Source organism: Hymenobacter sp. R533113, assembly GCF_056835965.1.
In genome coordinates this window covers 797613-814671 of the sequence record NZ_JAKWBD010000013.1, presented here as the reverse complement: position 1 = coordinate 814671, position 17059 = coordinate 797613, and the positions used below count along the sequence as shown (strand labels likewise).

The following is a 17059-nucleotide window of genomic DNA, read 5'->3' as shown; positions in this document are numbered from 1 at the left end:
ATCTATGGGAAAAGTACCACATGGCTGCGCCCGCACAACGCCGGCAACTCGGCGCCTTATCCAGCAAAGTACAGAAAGCTTACAAACGCTAGCCGCGCGCTTCGGCATCGACCCCAAGACGGTGGCCAAGTGGCGTGACCGGACCACCACGGAAGAGGCCGTGCGGGGCCCCAAACCCGCCTCAACCGTCCTCACGCCCGCCGAAGAAGCCGCCATTGTCGTGTTTCGCCAGCAGACCCTGTTGCCCCTTGATGACTGCCTCTACGCCCTGCAAGAGGCCATTCCCACCTTGAGCCGCTCGTCGCTGCACCGCTGTTTACAGCGGCACGGCCTCAGCCGCTTGCCGCCCGGCGAAGAAGAGGGGAAGAGCAAAAAAGCCGCGTTTAAAGCCTACCCCCTCGGCTACCTGCACCTCGATTTTGCCGAGGTCCAGACCGAAGAAGGCAAACAGTACCTGGACGTGGCCATTGACCGCACGAGCAAGCTGGCCTTTGCCGAACTGCACCCCCACGCCACGCAGGCCGTCGCCGTCGATTTTCTGCGACGGGTGTTAGCCAAACTCCCGTATAAAGTACACAAGCTACTGACCGACAACGGCATCCAGTTCCGAAATTTGCCGCATCACCCGCACGTGGGCCGTCATCCGGTCGGGCAGCTCTGCGACGAATGGGGCATTGAGCAGCGCTTTACCAAGCCGGCCCATCCCTGGACCAACGGCCAGGTCGAACGCCTGAACCGCACACTGAAAGAGGCCACGATTAAGCGCTTCCATTACGAGACAACCCACCAGCTCAACACGCACTTACAGACCTTTTTACTGGCGTACAACTTCGCCAAACGACTCAAGCGCCTCAAAGGACTTACGCCCTACGAATTTGTTTGCGCCGAATGGAGGAAAAATCCTAGTATATTTCACCGAGACCCGGCTGACCTTACTCCGGGACCATACAGCTAGTAGCTTTGCAGACGCTGCCGCAGTACCTCGAATAGCATAATACCGCTGGCGACGGATACATTCAATGAGCCAATTTGACCAGCCATTGGAATGCGCACTTTATGGTCAGCAAGTCTTAAATATTCGGGCGAAATACCATCTTCTTCGCTGCCCATAAGTACTGCTACGGGGCCAGTGAAGTCTATGTCGGCTGTTTCAAGGCTGGTTTCGGTCTTTTCCGTACAGGCTACCACCTGCACGCCTGACTGCTGGAGGAAGGTGATGGTTTCCTTTAAATTAGGCTCCCGGCATACCGGAATCAGATTCAGTGCTCCAGCGGAAGTTTTGAGCGCGTCGCCATTTATCTGGGCAGCGCCACGGCTGGGAACTACAATAGCGTGGACGCCCAAACACTCCGCGTTGCGGGCAATTGCACCGAAATTACGCACGTCCGTTACACGATCAAGCAACAGAAGCAAAGGTGTTTTGCCCGCCTCAAATAAGCCCGCCAGAATACTGTCTAGAGGAGCATAATCGATGGGTGAAACGAAGGCTACCGCGCCCTGGTGATTTTTGCGCGTCAGGTCGTTGAGCTTCTCCAGCGGCACCAGTGACACCGGAATAGTGGCGGCTTTGGCCAGTTCCGTTATTTCCTGCGTAATGCTGTTTTTAGTACCGCGCAGCAGAAAAATCTTCTCCAGCGTGCGGCCTGCACTCAGCGCTTCCTGAATGGGACGCAAGCCAAACAGCATATCGATGCTGCGGTCGGCGGCTGGTCGGTGCGGGTAGCGCGGCTTGTAGTCAGGCTTATCCGCTGAATTTCCGGAGCGGGCAGCATCTGGCCGGTCACGGTCGCGGCGGGGCTCGTGGCGCGTACCGTTTTCATCGTAAAAGGTGCGGCGCTGCTCGTTCAGCGGGCGGGACGGGCGTTCGTCAGGGCTTTTCTCCATTGCTCCACGGCGGCATACCAAAGCATTTCGTGCTCTGGTCGGCGCACCAATTCATAGTGTTCGGGGGCAAAGGTACTGGGTTTGGCGCGGAACACATACGTGCTGTTGCCCACGTCGGGCTGACGGTATACCCAGCGTTCCTCAGTGGCTGTGCGGTACACGGCATCGGGTGGCCCCATCACCACGTAAAGCATGCCTCGGTCAGTCATCCAGCCGGCTTTATAAGCGGAGAAAAGCTGATTAGCCGCTGCTACCCGGCCGTAATAGGTGCGAATGAGCTGGCGAGCTCCGGCCTGCTGGCCATTAGCTGCATTAAGCCAAAATTGGTCTACTGCTTTTTTAGGAGAGGGAGCATCGTACAGCTTTTTCCGCTCGACGGACGACGTGAGGTAAATAAGCGGCTGGATAAGGTCGGCAGCAGTTGCTAGTTCCGGGAAGCTATTCTCCTCGACTAACAAGCTGCTGGCCGGGCCTCCGGAACCGTTGTTCAGCAAATACAAACCGGCACGTTGCAATGCAACCAATTGCCCGGCCTGAAAGGTGATGGAATCCTGGACGCCTAAGGTGCGCGGAGCCGGTGGCTGTGCCGCCGGATTGGTCATGGGGGGCAAAGCGGCCGTGAAATTGCTTTCGTAGCGCCGCAACAGTAAGGGCTGATTCAGGCCGTAAGCGCTTACTTCGAAAGGTTCGCTTGCGTGCACATAACGGCGCAGAAGTGGAACACCCACTGAATCGACCAGGATAAAGGGCCGCGCTAGCCGCTCGGCGGTGAGCAGGAGCCAGGCTTCGTCGCCGGTGTCGGCGGCGTTGGAGCCCGGTTGCAGACTTAGCACTTGTCCTGCCCGCAGCCGAGTGAGGGGCACACAGAATTCAACCAGCGCTGCCGTGCCTACGCGTTTTGTGTGCTTAATAAGCTGATTTATCGTGTCTTGCCACACGGGCTGCTGGGCGTCGTAGCTCGGCCAGAGTGCTATACGCAGCGGCTGCCCCGACCCGACTACGCTCCCATTAGGAAAGCGAACATATAAGCGCAAACTATCCGCTTCCCGACGAGTATCTACTACCACGCGCCGCGCCACGCTGTACTGCCCGGCGAAGTCGCGGCGGCTGGCGGCGGGCTTGCTGGCTATCATACAAACCAAAAAGCAGAGAAGTAGCAGGACGGGGTATCTAATCATGGATTACATTATATACAGCCTTGAACGAATTTTAACGGCTGCTCAGCAATTAATAACGAGTTAGCTTTATTTTAATTGATTAACACTAAAAAGCCCCCCAGTACCAACCTGGGGGGCTTTTTACAAAATGATTCCTAATCCAATTCCAGAAATCAGCTCAGCCTAAGCTCTACTGACGTGGATAATACTGATTCAGCAACTCCACTGCCTTGGCGGCGCGGGCCTGGTCCTTGATCTGCTCGGCGGCCTGATACACGCTTTGCAGGGTCAGCAGGTTGCTTTGAATTTCCATCTCAAACAGGCTGCCATTCGTTGTCGAATAATATGCCAGCGCCTGTTGGGCGCGGTTGGTCATCGTATCCAGAATGTCGGTGGCTTTCTTCCGTTCGCCTACGGCTACGAGCGGCCCCACAAATTGCGGCGTGTAGTAATCATACGGAATAGACGCATCAGGCATGACGGCGAAGGCCTTTTCCAGCACCTGCTTCGCTTTTACTTTGTCGCCGGCCGCCAGGTAAGCCTCGGTTAGGCGGGCAAACTTCTCCCGATAGTTAGCGGGGAAACGCAGGCTGTTCTCGTCGTAGTAAACGTTGGGGTCGTTGAGGTTGCGGAAAGCGAACTTCTTCATCATGTTCTCAAACATGAGGTCCTTGGCCACGTATCCTTCGTTGCCGCGCGGGTCGTAATTGGGGTCGCGGGCGGGTAGGATGCGGTAGGCCATGCCTTCGAGCTGGAAGTAAGGCTGCAAGTTCATCATGTCGGAGGGCACCACGGTGCTGGAGAAGTAGATGGGCCGCTGCCAGTTATTGGTAGCCAGCATATCCAGAATCACCAGGTTTTTCTTCTCAATGGCGCCACCGCCCATGTCCCACTCCATACGGGGCACCAGCTGCTTGCGGCGCTCGGCCGGAATAATGCCGGAGCGCATCACCGCGGCCGTGTCTACGGGCAGGAAGAACTTCTTGGTAGGGAATGACAGCAGCGACCGGCCGCTCTGGGTCTGGACTTGCAGCAGCTGGCTATTCTCATCAACCAGCTGAATAAACTCCTTCAGATTAACCTGCTGCACGGCCGGATTTTCCACAAAAGGTAGATAATCGTTGGTGCCCTGCACGTAGTTCTGCGGCTTCATCGAAATAGGCAGCGGCTGCGACTTATAAGCGCGGCGGCGCATCTGCTCGATGTACCAATCGGTGTTCAAATAGCTTAGTACGGCTACGCGCACATCGGTGCGTACGCCTTCTACTTCCTGGGCATACCAGAGCGGGAATGTGTCATTATCGCCGTTGGTAAACAGGATAGCGTTAGGAGCCAGCGAGTTAAGTAGGTTCTTTGCCGAATCTACGGAGCTGTAACGGTCCGAGCGGTCGTGGTCGTCCCAGCCCTGAGCGGCCATGATGCCGGGCGCTAAAAGGCCAAGAGCAAGTGCCACTCCCGCCCGCACGGTATCGGCCTTAAGCACGCTGCGCAGCAACTCTGCTAAGCCAAGCACACCCAGCCCAATCCAGATGGCGAAGGCGTAGGTGGAGCCTGTAAAGGTGTAGTCACGCTCGCGGGGCTCGATGGGCGGCTGATTCAGGTATAGCACAATGGCCAAGCCGGTAAACAAGAACAAAAGGCCCACAATGAACGCATTGCGGCCGTCGCGCTGGGCGTGGAAGAACAGCCCTACCAAGCCCAGTATCAGCGGAATAGCGAGGAAATTGTTGTGCGCTTTGCTGCCACCGATACGAGCCGGCAGCTCGCTCGCGCCGGCACTGGTAGGCCACACCACGCCCGCTTGCTGCACGTCGCTTTCGCGGCCCACGAAGTTCCAGAGGAAGTAGCGCCAGTACATGTGGCCCATCTGGTAGCGGAACAGAAAGCTCAGGTTCTGGCCCATGGTAGGCTTCACTTCCGGCTGCACGTCTACCCATTTCTGGTAGTAGCGAATGTGGTCGGGCTGCGGACTGTAGAGGCGGGGCAGCAGCATCTTGTCTTCAGCCCGATAGATGGTTTCGAGGCGGCGCTCCGCAATCACATATTTGTCGCCCTCGCGCACGTAGCGCGGCGCACCCTCAATCTGATCAACCGGCTGAGCGCTAAACTGCGGGCCGTAGAGCAACGGCCGGTCGCCGTACTGCTCGCGCTTAAGATAGCTCACAAAGGAGAGCACATCGTCGGGCTTGTTTTCGTCGATCGTCGGGTTGAAGCCCGAGCGAATCGGCACGATCAGGTAGGACGAGTAACCGATCAGAATAAACACGAACACCAGCATACCGGTGTTCACAAGCTGGCTGCCTTTGCGGAAAGAATAGCGGAAGCCGAAATAAATAATGGCCAGCAGCAGCAGCACAAAGATGATAACGCCCCAGTTGAAAGGCAGGCCTATACTATTCACGAAGAACACCTCGAAGGCGCCGGCAATAGTTGGAAGGCCAGGAATGATACCCGCCAGAATTGACCCCACGATAACCATACTCACGACCAGCGTCAAAATGCCCCCCAACAGGGTAGGATTGGCAGTGCGGCGGTAATAGTAGATGAAGCCCAGTGCCGGCAGCGCCAACAGGTTGAGCAAATGGACACCAATAGACAAGCCAATGATATAGGCAATCAGAATCAGCCACTTGTCGGAATCGGCTTCGTGGGCGCGATTTTCCCACTTCAGCATAATCCAGACTACAACCGCCGTACACAGCGACGACATGGCATATACCTCGCCCTCCACGGCGTTAAACCAAAACGAATCGGAGAAGGCAAATGCCAAGGCTCCCACAGCACCGGCTCCCAGAATAAGGAGGGTTTGGCCAAAAGTAGGCTCCAGATTAGGCTCTAGGTTTGGAACAGCGCGGTGCAGTACCAGCTTTTTGGCCAGTATGGTGATGGTCCAGAAGAGAAAGAGCACCGTAAAGGAACTGCTCAGCGCCGACAAGGCATTTACCAGAACCGCTACCTTGGTCACATCGCCGAAGGAAAACAGCGAGAAAATGCGTCCTAACAATAGGAAGGTAGGAGCGCCGGGAGGGTGCGGTACCAGCAGCTTGTAAGAGCAGGCAATAAACTCGCCGCAGTCCCAGTAACTAGCGGTGGGCTCCAGGGTAATCAGGTAAGTAAGTGTGGCAATGGCAAATACAAGCCAGCCAATTAGGTTATTCAAACTTTTATAACGGTGCATACTTGCTTGGTCAGAGAAGGGCCAAAAGTAGATAATAAATCCGGCCGTACCGCAGATTTGCCCCCCAGTTCATTCCTGACTGGTTTTGGCACACAAAAAAAGCAGCCGATTGGTTCGGCTGCTTTTTAGAATGCGGAATACGCTGTAAAAGAACATCAGGCAAAGAGTTGCATGACGAGCTGTTCTAGTGTTGGTTAATCTAGTGCTGTAATACCAAACGCTTCGTGCTTACCACTTTGTCTTTCACAAGCAGGCTGTAGAAATACATGCCGGCCGGCAGATCCGAAAGGTTCATAGCAATGCCGGTGCTAGCCATATCGGCACGCAGGGGAAGGGTGCGCACCTCGCGGCCGATGATATTGCTAAGACGGAATTTGTAATCGGGACCAGGAGTTTGTGAGAGGCTAACAACTACCATTCCACGAGCTGGGTTAGGGTACACGCTTAGGGTCGGCATGTTAAGCCGGGCGTCCTGTACCGAAGTTGCCTGGGCACTCACAGCCTTTGCGACAGATTGCCCCCCAAGACCCGAAAATGGGCTGCGGAACGCAAAAATGGTAGGCGCTGGCAAGTTGCTAAACGGCGTATTCCGAAAGGTATTGGTAGAAAATTCTGTGCGCAGAGGTGTAGTAAGGCGGCTTGAGCGGCTGCCCAGACCCATTTGGTATTGTTGGGGGCCGCCACCGGCCGGTGGCGGGTATTGGGGCGGATGCACCGTAGTGGCAACCGCCGAAAGCTGCGCCAGAAACAGCGTCAGCACTAATAACAAACGAGTAGAGATAACCATGGTGTGTTTAGCTAGAATGAACCTGGAGCCGGAGCAACCAAGTAGAAAGTGGGTAGTTAGAAAAGCTCCCAGGTTTTATGCAGTAGATTAAAACAATCACCGTGCCTGCTCCTACAGCTACTATTTGCCCAGCGGATAGATACTTCCTTAGATGCAAAGGTTGCAGGAAGGTTTATTGTTCCATTAAATTATTTGAATGTAATCAAAAACCACGATGTTACTATACTTTATAGACTAACAACATAGTTATCTAGATGAAACCTTCATAATTGTGGGGTTATGGTTTACCCTAAGAGAGTATTGGGAAGATATTTTATCTGTTGTAAAGCAAAGTGTCGCAGCTGCTTATCAATCACTACAAGCAGTTGTCCGGCCTCATCAATACCTACGATCCGGCCGGTTACAGGTCGTCCGTCCACTTCATAAGGATGAATCTCTTGGTAGCGATATAGCACTTGCAGGTAGGCTTGGTGGAGGGCCGCCACCTGTCCAGCCCGCAATTGCAGATAGCGTTTCTCCAGGAACTCAAGCAGGCTGGTAGCCAGTGCGGGCAAGGCATATTGCCGGCCTGTGAGGCAAGCCAAAGATGTGGCCGTAGGCACTGCAAATTCGCGTTGGTTTATATTTAAGCCCAAACCAACGATGCTAGATTGAATTTTAGGGCCGCTTAACGTGTTTTCGATTAAAATGCCCCCCAGCTTTTGCTCCCCGAAAAAAATATCGTTCGGCCACTTCACCCGAAGCGCGGGGTCGGGGCCGAGCAGACCACTAGCCCAATCGTAGACGGCCAAGGCTACGGCCTGGCTTAACTGAAATTGATCGGGGGCAGCTAAGAATGTGGGGCGCCAGACGACCGACATGGTCAGGTTTTCGCCGGGCTGAGCTTCCCAGCGGTTGCCGCGTTGGCCGCGGCCGGCGGTCTGTTTGTCGGTAATGACCACGCAGCCGTCGGTGGCGCGGTTTTGGCCAATTAAGCGCTGTGCCTCCGTGTTTGTAGAGGCACATTCGGGCAACCAGATTAGCTGTTGGCCCGTGAAGAGGGTTTGGGGGAAAATAACCACCGCCTGATTTTCTTACTTTGTGATTTCAAACCTAACAATACCCTATGAAAAGTACCCTGGTTCGGCAAGATTCGGACAGTTTGGCAGACGTGGTTGTGCACGGCATGCAGGAGAAAAAGGCAGTTGACATTGTTGTGCTCAATCTTAAGGAACTTAAGAACGCCGTTGCCGATTACTTCGTTATCTGCTCCGCCTCCTCCGACACCCAGCTTGATGCCATTGCCCGCTCAGTAGAAGAAGAAGTAGAAAAGATAACTGGTCAGAACCCTTGGCAAACCGAAGGGCGCACCAACCGCGAGTGGGTGTTGCTGGACTATGTAGATGTAGTAGTACACGTTTTTCTGCGCGACCGGCGTCAGTTTTACGCTCTGGAAGAGCTTTGGGGCGATGCCGATATAAAGTATTTAGAGGAGGAAAACGTCATCGTTTCTAACGCAGTGGGAACGAACAAATAGCGCAGGCGGCGTGTTCCGCCTTTGTCTTTCCCTGACATATCTTATTCATGCCTAATACAACACCCAAAAAGAAAAAGCCCATGCTGCCGACGCCCACGCCGCGGCCTAGCATGCAGCTTTTGGTGCTGGGCGGGTTGGTATTGTTCATCTTCGCGATGTTCTATTTCAACCGCAGCAACTCCACGACCGACATTAACCAGCAGCGATTTGAACAAATGCTGCTGGCTGGTGACGTCCGCGACGTGACACTCGTGAACGACCGGGCCGTAGAGGTGACGCTGAAGCCGGAAGCCGCCAAGAGTGCTAAATACAACGATGAGCTGTCCCGCCGCGGACCGCTCACCCTCGAGCAAGGCCCACAGTTTGCCTTCCGAGTCGTAGATGGCAAAACCTTTAAAGAAGACCTTGATAAGATTCAGGCAAACCTGCCGCGCGAGCAGCAAGTAGGTCTGAATATCGATCAACGTCAGGATGGCTACGGCCTGCTATCTAGCTGGGGCTTGATTATCCTGTTGATGGTTGGTTTCTGGTTCCTGATGCGCCGCATGAGTGGGGCAGGCGGTCCTGGGGGGCAAATTTTCAACATCGGCAAGTCGCGCGCAGCTCTTTTTGAGGGTGGTGACAAGGTGAAGATCACCTTTAAGGACGTAGCTGGTTTGGAAGAAGCCAAAGAGGAAGTAGAGGAAATCGTAGAGTTTCTCCGCAACCCTTCGAAGTTTACGGTTCTGGGGGCAAAATTCCGAAAGGCGCTCTGCTGATAGGTCCTCCCGGTACGGGTAAAACCCTCATGGCGAAAGCTGTAGCTGGTGAAGCCGACGTTCCGTTCTTTTCGCTCTCGGGTTCCGACTTCGTCGAAATGTTCGTGGGTGTAGGTGCTGCTCGGGTACGTGACTTGTTTAAGCAAGCCAAAGCCAAAGCGCCCTGTATCATCTTCATCGATGAGATTGACGCCATTGGTCGCAGCCGCAGCAGCGGTAAAATGCCCGGCGGCAACGATGAGCGCGAAAACACCCTGAACTCGCTGCTGGTAGAGATGGACGGTTTCGGAACCGATTCCGGGGTTATCATCCTTGCCGCTACCAACCGCCCCGATACGCTTGACTCGGCGTTGCTGCGTCCCGGTCGCTTCGACCGTCAGATAAGCATCGATAAGCCCGATATCAACGGCCGCACCCAGATTTTCCAGGTGCACTTGAAGCCTCTGACGCTGGGTCCTGATGTGGATGCACGTAAGCTGGCTGCTCAAACGCCTGGTTTTGCTGGTGCGGAAATAGCCAATGTCTGTAACGAAGCCGCGCTTATTGCCGCCCGCCGCGACAAGAAGATGGTGACAATGCAGGACTTCACCGATGCCGTTGACCGCGTAATTGGTGGATTGGAGAAGAAAAACAAAATCATTTCGCCTAACGAAAAGAAGATCGTGGCCTACCACGAGGCTGGTCATGCCATTACGGGCTGGTTCCTGGAGCACGCCGATCCGTTGGTGAAAGTGAGTATTGTGCCGCGTGGCGTTGCTGCGTTGGGTTATGCTCAATACCTGCCGCGCGAGCAGTTCCTATACAACACCGAGCAGCTCACCGACGAGATGTGTATGGCCCTTGGTGGTCGCGCGGCTGAGGACCTGGTGTTTGGCAAGATCTCGACTGGTGCCCTGAGCGACTTGGAGCGCATCACCAAGATGGCGTACAGCATCGTGACCATGTATGGTATGAACGAGAAGCTAGGCAACATTTCCTTCTATGATTCGAAGGGGCAGAATGAGTATGGCTTCAGTAAGCCGTATTCGGAAGCTACCTCCCAGATGATTGATGAAGAAGTGCGCACCATCATCTCCGATGCCTACGAGCGCACGAAAGCGTTGCTCACCGACCGTCGTCATGAGCTGGAGATTGTAGCCAAAGAGTTGCTGGAAAAGGAAGTGCTACTGCAAGACGACTTAGAGCGTCTGGTAGGTAAGCGTCCTTACGATACCCAGACCAGCTACCAAGCTCACATGGCCGGCACTGACCGTAGCGAAACCCTAAGCGAGCGTAAGGGCGAACATCCTATTCCGCTCAGTGACGACCTGCCCGCGAGCAATCTTCCCGGCCTGGACTATGGTCCTGATAATAGCCCCGAAGGCCGTCAGGATGCTCCCGTAGGAACGACGTTGTAGATCAACAGATGCGAAAAAGCCCCCCGGATACATATCTGGGGGGTTTTTTTATGTCAAATTCTAAAATTACTCTAACCCTTTAACGTTCGTGTACCTTTGCCCATTTCGGATTCCAGCCCGCACAATACTACGCTCAAAGTCTTTAGAGCTATTCAGCGTTTTATAAAAGTCATTCAGATACCTAGTAGCAAATAGCTTCTCTTCCTGGGTCAGATAAGGGCACGATAGATAGACATTGTAGATAGCTGGTTTTCGGGTGTTAAATAGCTTGCTGACTTCTGCATACGTCTCTGGAGGAAAGTTATAGCCCCGGAAAAGGCGCTGCCGCACCGATGTGATGCCAAGTTGCTCAGGAGGCACCGCATAAGGTGCCATTACTAGGCCGCTGTAATCAAAATCATAGGCTACGGGAACCGGCTTGGCTTGCGGGCTTATGTTCAGCATTCGGATGTTGTGCCGATAAGGAACCGACCAATCCGTATTCCCTATCATGTATTGAAAAAGCGCGAGCGTAGCCATGTCTTTCTGATTCATGTGCTCCATGCCAATGAAAAATTGCTTTGGAACTAGGATCGCACCGTTGCGCGAGGCCATGGCCTTCGCATCCTCCAGAAAGAAAGCGTAATAGACAGTTGCCTTGCCTTTGCGGCCATTATCCTGATAAGTGATGCGGCACAGCCTAACCCGAAAACTCTTGTCGGTCAGAGCATTATAAACCTTGTACACCAGATATTCACGCAAAGTATAAGTGTCCTCCAGGCAATGGGTTATGAGCTTCAACTCTTGTACCTTACCAAAAGGAGAACTCATAATGTCGGGTGGAAAGCTCACCAGCAGCGGCGGAAAGCCGCATACCGTAGGGTCTTTGCGCCGGTTTCCACGGACCTTCACCTGCACTGCCACCGCTTTTAGGGCAGCCGCAGTATCCCGATAAGTAAGTACCGCCGGATGAAAGCTAGGAGTAGCTCCCCGGTCTTTCAAAATGTTCTCCAGGGGTAGAGCAAGCGTGAGTTCTACTACTTCGTCTCGGGAAAAGAAAGGATTATCGTCGGCTTGCGTATATAGCTTTTCCTGGTTGCCAGCCGGCATGGTTGGCGGCTGGAAAACCAGCAAACTCAGGCTTGCCAGAACCGATAAAATCCGGACTATCACAGCGAAATGCCATCTTATAGCTAAGGATTTGAATAGCCTGTATTATGAAGCAGTGAACAGCAGCGCCAGAAATGCTTTTCGCTTCAGGCTATTATGAAAATAGCTAATTATCAGCGCTTAAACAAGCTTTCAATTGCCTTTCCTTGACTTTGCTCTAGCGGGAATCCTAGCAAAAAAGCCGCGGTCGAAGCTACATCCGGCAGGGTGTAAGTTTCAGTTATGGTCCGGCCTTTCTTAAAGTCCGGCCCTAGTGCTAGGAGGCTAATATGCCGACACCCTTCGCAGTCGTCGCCATGGTCCACGAAGCCTGAGCCAATGCCGTCGAGGTGGCGGCCGTGGTCGTTGGTGATAAGTAAAGTCGTAGTGTTTCTATAGGCTCTATTCTTCTGCAGAAAATCGTAAAGCTCGCCCACGTATTTATCATCGCGGACTATGCCTCGGAGATAATTATCCCAGTTGCCAGCGTGCGCGTAGCCATCGGGTTCCATAAAGTTGATAAGCACCAGATTGGGCTTGTGCTCGGTCAAAATTCGCTTAGCGGCTACCAACGTCAACGAATCGGCACGATAGCCACTGCCAGGGCCACTTATGCCGCAGTCAATAGAAGGCTGAAACTGGTCTTTCCATTCTGGGTTCAAGGTATTGGCCAGAATGTGCAGCTTGTCTTTACTGGTAATCAGCCAGGCTGCGGTAGCAGGCTTGCCGGTAGCTTTGCGCCAGATCTGAAAAATGGAGGGCTGCTGGGGTAACTCCGACTCAAAGTTGTCTATGGGCTGATTGATGCCCGTGGTGAGGGCGGTGTGGCCCGAGTTGGTGTAGGTGAAGCCGTTGTTGTAAAAGTTGGAAAAGAATATGCCGCGGGGCTTTAGCCGCATAGCCATCTGAGGAATAATGCCGGGAGTGGCGCCCCACGTTTCGGAATATCGGGGACCATCAATGACTACGATGATGACATTTTTGGTGCGCAGGCCTTTTTTTGCGGGCGGGGGAGCAAATGAAAAGAGGATCAGCAGCCAAAAGAAAAGGACATACCGCCGCCAGTTGCTGCCAGCTATAAAGGAGCTTTGTCGTGCATAATGGACTAGGAAAGCCATGGCGTTTAGCCGAATAAGGAGCGTTTTTGCTTTCGATAATCTGAGCTAAGAAATTGAAGACGCATGGTATATAACTGCTAATCAATATATAAAATAATCGCCACTTGTCCAATAGAGAGTGGAGCGTTGCTTGGTTTGACTCTGCTACCTTTGCCTATCATGTCTGATACCTCCCGCGACCGTATGCTGCGCCGCATCCGCGAGGCGCTGCTCCAACCGGCGCCCCAGCCGGCTGCCCCCGATTTTTCTGCTCCGCTACACCCTCCACTAACCGACGATCTGGCCATTCACTTTGCTCAGAGCTTCGCTAGGGTCGGGGGGGCTTTTTACTACTGCGAGTCGGAGGAGCACTTCTTCGATCAGCTATTCGTCTACAAAAAAGACAAGCAGCTGGATAACCTCTTCGTCTGGGAGCCGGAACTGAAAAAGATGCTCCACGAGGGCGGCGTAGCCTTTAGCGGCGACGAAACCAACTTCATCAAGAAAGCCGATGCGGGCCTTACCACCTGCGAAGCCCTGGTGGCACGCACGGGCAGCATACTGGTAAGCGCCGCTTCGGCTGCCGGGCGCCGCCTGAGTATTTACCCCGATCAGCATTTGGTGCTGGCCCGCACCTCTCAAATTGTGCCCGACATCGGCGACGGCTTAGCAGTAGTTACGGCCCGCTACGGCGACCGGCTGCCCTCCATGATTTCGTTGACTACGGGGCCCAGTCGCACGGCTGATATTGAAAAAACGTTGGTGCTCGGAGCGCATGGTCCGCGTAGCCTCGTGTTGTTTTTATTGGATGACGCCCCCCTTGCAACTACCTGATCTGGCGCTGCCGACCGGCCGCAAGGTGTACTTCGCCTCCGATTTTCATCTCGGCGCCCCCGACGCCGCCAGTTCCGCCGCGCGGGAGCGCCGCATTGTGCGCTGGCTCGACACGGTAGCGCAGGATGCGGGTGCTATTTATCTGCTGGGAGACATTTTCGACTTCTGGTTTGAGTATCGCCATGCTGTGCCGCGCGGCTTTATTCGCCTGCAGGGCAAGCTGGCCGAACTCACCGACGCAGGCCTACCCGTTACCTTCTTCACCGGCAACCACGATATGTGGATGTTCGACTACTTTACCAAAGAGCTGAACATCCCCATTCTGCGCCATCCGGTAAGCCAGCGCATTGGCAATAAGCTGTTTCATATTGGGCACGGCGACGGTCTCGGGCCAAAGGACCACACGTATAAAGTGCTCAAGCGGGTATTTGCCAGCCCGGTGTCGCAGTGGTTGTTTGCGCGTCTGCATCCGAATTTTGGAATCGGGCTGGCCAACAAATGGAGCCGTCGCAGCCGAATTCAGAACGCGGCCGCTGACGAAAAGTATTTTGGAGAAGATGAATGGCTGCTAGTGTACTGCCGCGAGCTAGAGCAGCGCCACCACCACGACTACTACGTGTTTGGCCACCGCCACCTGCCGCTCGATGTGCCCGTAGCGCCCGGCAGCCGCTATCTTAACCTAGGCGAGTGGGTCAATTATTGCTCTTATGCCGTGTATGACGGACAAGATCTGGCGTTGCAGCACTTTGAATCGGAGAAGTGAGAGAGCAGAAGTGAGTGGGGAGAAGCGAGAAGCGAGAAGCAAGAAGCAGCCTATTGTCTCACTTCTCACTTCTCGCTTCTCACCTCTATTCATCATCTTACTTCTCACTTCTCACCTCTTACTTCTCACCTCTATAAAAGCCCAAACCACGGCACCTCGTGCCGGCTCCGTCGTGCCGCCCGCCCGCACCGCGCCCGATTCAGTGAACAAAGGGAAAATTGCCCCCCAAAGCGCAGTTGTCTCAACTAATGGCTGGACGCTGGTTCGCACCATTAACTTACGTCAGCCCGGTGCGGCTTCCTTGGATCGGCGCGGCAACCTCTACGTAGCTGACGGCCAAGACAACATCCACCAATACGGGCCCGACGGCCAGCCGCTCAACGTGTACTCGCCGCCCTTGCCGGGGCACACCGCCCAGCTGGAAGCCTGGAACGTGTCCAAGATTATGGCTTTTTACGACGACCGCCAGGAAATACGCCTGCTCGATCGGTTTTTGGCCCCCATCACCCAAATCCGTCTCGGCGACTATTTCGATGGCCTCGTCCGGGTAGCCACCCTGGCCCCCGACGATAAGCTGTGGCTGCTCGACGAAAGCGACTTGACCCTGCGCCAGTTCGATCCCACGCCCCAGCGCTTCGGGCAAAGTACGCCCCTGGATTTGATTATTGGCCGCAGCAAACCGGATTTTCGCTTTCTGCGACAGTATCAGAACAACCTTTACCTCGTGGACCGCACCAGTGGCATCTTCGTGTTCGATAACCTGGGCAATTACCGCAAAAAGCTGCCTTTCGTTGGTTTAAACACTATAGGATTTCGTGGTGATGAGCTGTACTATCTGGCGGACGGGGTACTGCACTTTTTTCAGCTCTATACCCTCGCCGAGCGCACGCAGCCGCTACCAAACGTAGAAGGCAGTACGAGCCAAGTGTTGATGGGCGAGCAATTTGCGTATTTGATAACACCCACATCTGTGTTGGTGTACAAGCTCTGATTGCTGAGGTTGTAGAGACGCGAATCCGCGTCTCTACAAACGCTATTAGCTAAAAAGCCCAAACCGTTCAACCTTTCCGCCTTGAGCAGAAGGGTTTTTTTGTGTCGCTGCTTTACTATTCCCAGACCTGACCCAAAGTAACCTCAGTCGGAATCTGCCCGTTAAGCTTTCTATTACTCAGGCACTTCTAGCGCTTCTGCTCTTCTTACTTTTTCCAAAACCAACCTTATCACTATGAAAGCACTCGTGTTTCACGGGATGAAAGACGTTCGCGTTGACAACGTGGATGATCCCCAGATTGAAGAGGCCCGCGACGCCATTATCCGCGTGACCAGTACCGCCATTTGCGGCTCCGACTTGCACATTTATAACGGCGGCATTCCCCAGCCCCGACCCATGGTACTCGGCCATGAGTTTATGGGCATCGTGGAGGAAGTGGGTAAAGGCGTGGGCAACCTCAAGCGCGGCGACCGGGTAGTAGTACCCTTTCCCATTGCCTGCGGAACGTGCTTCTTCTGCAATCACGAGTTGCCTGGCCACTGCGAAAACTCCAACCCTGATCATTATGGCCCCGAGGGTGGCGTAGCTACTCAAAAAGGCGGTGCTCTATTTGGCTACACCGATCTGTATGGTGGCTACAACGGCGGGCAGGCTGAGTACGTGCGCGTACCTTATGCCGATTTTGGCCCCCGCATCATTCCAGACAGCCTGACCGATGAGCAGGCTTTGTTTCTAACCGACATTTTCCCAACCGGCTATTCCGGCATTGACTGGGGCGAAGTGAAAGGTGGGGAATTTGTCGTCATTTTCGGCGCTGGCCCGGTAGGCATTATGGCTGCCAAATCGGCGTGGCTGCGCGGCGCGGCGCGCGTACTGATTGTCGATCCGCTGGAATATCGCCTCGATAAAGCTCAGCAGACGGCCAATTGCGAAGCTTTGGTGTGGCACGACCATAAGCAGGTGGTAGAAGTCATTCGCGAGCTGACGCAAGGCCGTGGAGCCGATGTGTGCGTGGAAGCCGTAGGCTTTGAGCCTGTACGCAATCTGGCCGACCGCGCGAAGGCAGTTATCAACTTTGAAAAAGGCTCTATTAAGGTGCTGGAAGCCTGCATGAGCGCCGTGCGCCGGGGCGGCATCGTAACCGTTTTGGGCGTGTACGGCTCGCCCTACGATAATTTCCCCGTGCATCAGTTCTTCGATAAAGGTATTACGCTGCGCGGCGGACAAGCACCTGCTCATAAGCACATCGACAAGCTGCTTAAATACGTGGTTGATGGCAAGGTGAAGCTCGATGACATTATTACGCATAGCCTGCCCCTGAGCCAGGCGGCGCATGGCTACGACATCTTCCGCAATAAGAAAGATAACTGCGTGAAGGTAGTGCTCAAACCATAATCAAATGCATTGTTTTCTCTCATAAGAGAAGCGTCCATCGCCAGTGATGGACGCTTCTTTTATGAGTTAGGAGTCTGAGAAAGGCCCTTTTTGGATGGAAGTAGAACGCTACAGTGTCGGCAGGATTCTACTTATATTTGGTCAAGGACATTAACTTAAATCGGGCCGGGCCCG

13 protein-coding genes and 1 pseudogene are annotated in these 17059 nt (G+C 54.2%); 7 read left to right on the top strand and 7 right to left on the bottom strand.

What is annotated here, in order from left to right:
• Positions 1-4 precede the first annotated feature (4 nt).
• The gene (locus tag MKZ35_RS12625; RefSeq protein ID WP_482513631.1) at positions 5-955 is read left to right on the top strand and encodes an IS481 family transposase; all 951 of its coding nucleotides are present in this window, start codon (positions 5-7) and stop codon (positions 953-955) included.
• On the opposite strand, the gene rlmB is transcribed toward MKZ35_RS12625, so the two are convergent.
• The 5 genes from rlmB to MKZ35_RS12600 all read right to left on the bottom strand — a co-directional run bounded on the left by rlmB (position 952) and on the right by MKZ35_RS12600 (position 8067).
• Positions 952-1884 carry a 23S rRNA (guanosine(2251)-2'-O)-methyltransferase RlmB gene (rlmB, locus tag MKZ35_RS12620; RefSeq protein ID WP_482513630.1) on the bottom strand — a complete coding sequence of 311 codons (933 nt, stop codon included), beginning with the start codon at positions 1882-1884 and terminating at the stop codon, positions 952-954. The two genes, MKZ35_RS12625 and rlmB, sit on opposite strands and share 4 nt — an antisense overlap.
• Positions 1845-3017 (bottom strand): GWxTD domain-containing protein, encoded by a 1173-nt coding sequence (locus MKZ35_RS12615; RefSeq protein ID WP_482513629.1) that lies wholly within the window; start codon positions 3015-3017, stop codon positions 1845-1847. The genes rlmB and MKZ35_RS12615 overlap by 40 nt, the downstream gene beginning before the upstream one ends.
• 214 nt (positions 3018-3231) lie before the next feature.
• A complete protein-coding gene (locus tag MKZ35_RS12610) occupies positions 3232-6201 on the bottom strand; it encodes a glycosyltransferase family 117 protein (protein WP_482513628.1) in 2970 nt (989 codons plus the stop codon).
• A gap of 217 nt (positions 6202-6418) precedes the next feature.
• Entirely contained in the window at positions 6419-7006 is a 588-nt protein-coding gene (locus MKZ35_RS12605) for a T9SS type A sorting domain-containing protein (RefSeq protein ID WP_482513627.1), read from the bottom strand.
• Between the two features lie 284 nt (positions 7007-7290).
• Entirely contained in the window at positions 7291-8067 is a 777-nt protein-coding gene (locus MKZ35_RS12600; protein WP_482513626.1) for a biotin--[acetyl-CoA-carboxylase] ligase, read from the bottom strand.
• A gap of 44 nt (positions 8068-8111) precedes the next feature.
• Between MKZ35_RS12600 and rsfS the strand changes: the two genes are divergently transcribed.
• Positions 8112-8522 (top strand): ribosome silencing factor, encoded by a 411-nt coding sequence (gene rsfS, locus MKZ35_RS12595; RefSeq protein WP_482513625.1) that lies wholly within the window; start codon positions 8112-8114, stop codon positions 8520-8522.
• Positions 8523-8569: 47 nt separating this feature from the next.
• Positions 8570-10677, top strand: a pseudogene (gene ftsH, locus MKZ35_RS12590) (ATP-dependent zinc metalloprotease FtsH).
• Positions 10678-10743: 66 nt separating this feature from the next.
• On the opposite strand, the gene MKZ35_RS12585 reads toward ftsH, so the two are convergent.
• Positions 10744-11766, bottom strand: coding sequence for a hypothetical protein (locus tag MKZ35_RS12585; protein WP_482513624.1), 1023 nt, complete (start codon positions 11764-11766; stop codon positions 10744-10746).
• A 173-nt stretch (positions 11767-11939) separates the two neighbouring features.
• Positions 11940-12923, bottom strand: a complete 984-nt coding sequence (locus MKZ35_RS12580; protein WP_482513623.1) for a sulfatase-like hydrolase/transferase — start codon at positions 12921-12923, stop codon at positions 11940-11942.
• 159 nt (positions 12924-13082) lie between these two features.
• On the opposite strand from MKZ35_RS12580, the gene MKZ35_RS12575 reads away from it, so the two are divergent.
• From MKZ35_RS12575 to MKZ35_RS12560, 4 genes are all read left to right on the top strand, one after another.
• Entirely contained in the window at positions 13083-13736 is a 654-nt protein-coding gene (locus tag MKZ35_RS12575; RefSeq protein ID WP_482513622.1) for a LutC/YkgG family protein, read from the top strand.
• Complete coding sequence (locus MKZ35_RS12570; protein ID WP_482513621.1) at positions 13711-14499, top strand: UDP-2,3-diacylglucosamine diphosphatase; 789 nt, start codon at positions 13711-13713, stop codon at positions 14497-14499. Before MKZ35_RS12575 ends, MKZ35_RS12570 begins: the two co-directional genes overlap by 26 nt.
• Positions 14453-15490 carry an NHL repeat-containing protein gene (locus MKZ35_RS12565; RefSeq protein WP_482513620.1) on the top strand — a complete coding sequence of 346 codons (1038 nt, stop codon included), beginning with the start codon at positions 14453-14455 and terminating at the stop codon, positions 15488-15490. Before MKZ35_RS12570 ends, MKZ35_RS12565 begins: the two co-directional genes overlap by 47 nt.
• A 234-nt stretch (positions 15491-15724) precedes the next feature.
• Entirely contained in the window at positions 15725-16885 is a 1161-nt protein-coding gene (locus MKZ35_RS12560; protein ID WP_482513619.1) for a zinc-dependent alcohol dehydrogenase, read from the top strand.
• The last annotated feature ends 174 nt before the right edge of the window (positions 16886-17059 follow it).

What these genes read in the sequence shown, in the direction of transcription:
- MKZ35_RS12575 (WP_482513622.1), top strand. Translation starts at nt 13,083, where the DNA reads ATGTCTGATACCTCCCGCGACCGTATGCTGCGCCGCATCCGCGAGGCG.
- MKZ35_RS12570 (WP_482513621.1), top strand. Translation starts at nt 13,711, where the DNA reads ATGACGCCCCCCTTGCAACTACCTGATCTGGCGCTGCCGACCGGCCGC.
- MKZ35_RS12580 (WP_482513623.1), bottom strand. Translation starts at nt 12,923, where the DNA reads ATGGCTTTCCTAGTCCATTATGCACGACAAAGCTCCTTTATAGCTGGC.
- MKZ35_RS12565 (WP_482513620.1), top strand. Translation starts at nt 14,453, where the DNA reads ATGACGGACAAGATCTGGCGTTGCAGCACTTTGAATCGGAGAAGTGAG.
- MKZ35_RS12625 (WP_482513631.1), top strand. Translation starts at nt 5, where the DNA reads ATGGGAAAAGTACCACATGGCTGCGCCCGCACAACGCCGGCAACTCGG.
- MKZ35_RS12585 (WP_482513624.1), bottom strand. Translation starts at nt 11,766, where the DNA reads ATGCCGGCTGGCAACCAGGAAAAGCTATATACGCAAGCCGACGATAAT.
- rlmB (WP_482513630.1), bottom strand. Translation starts at nt 1,884, where the DNA reads ATGGAGAAAAGCCCTGACGAACGCCCGTCCCGCCCGCTGAACGAGCAG.
- rsfS (WP_482513625.1), top strand. Translation starts at nt 8,112, where the DNA reads ATGAAAAGTACCCTGGTTCGGCAAGATTCGGACAGTTTGGCAGACGTG.
- MKZ35_RS12615 (WP_482513629.1), bottom strand. Translation starts at nt 3,017, where the DNA reads ATGATAGCCAGCAAGCCCGCCGCCAGCCGCCGCGACTTCGCCGGGCAG.
- MKZ35_RS12560 (WP_482513619.1), top strand. Translation starts at nt 15,725, where the DNA reads ATGAAAGCACTCGTGTTTCACGGGATGAAAGACGTTCGCGTTGACAAC.
- MKZ35_RS12605 (WP_482513627.1), bottom strand. Translation starts at nt 7,006, where the DNA reads ATGGTTATCTCTACTCGTTTGTTATTAGTGCTGACGCTGTTTCTGGCG.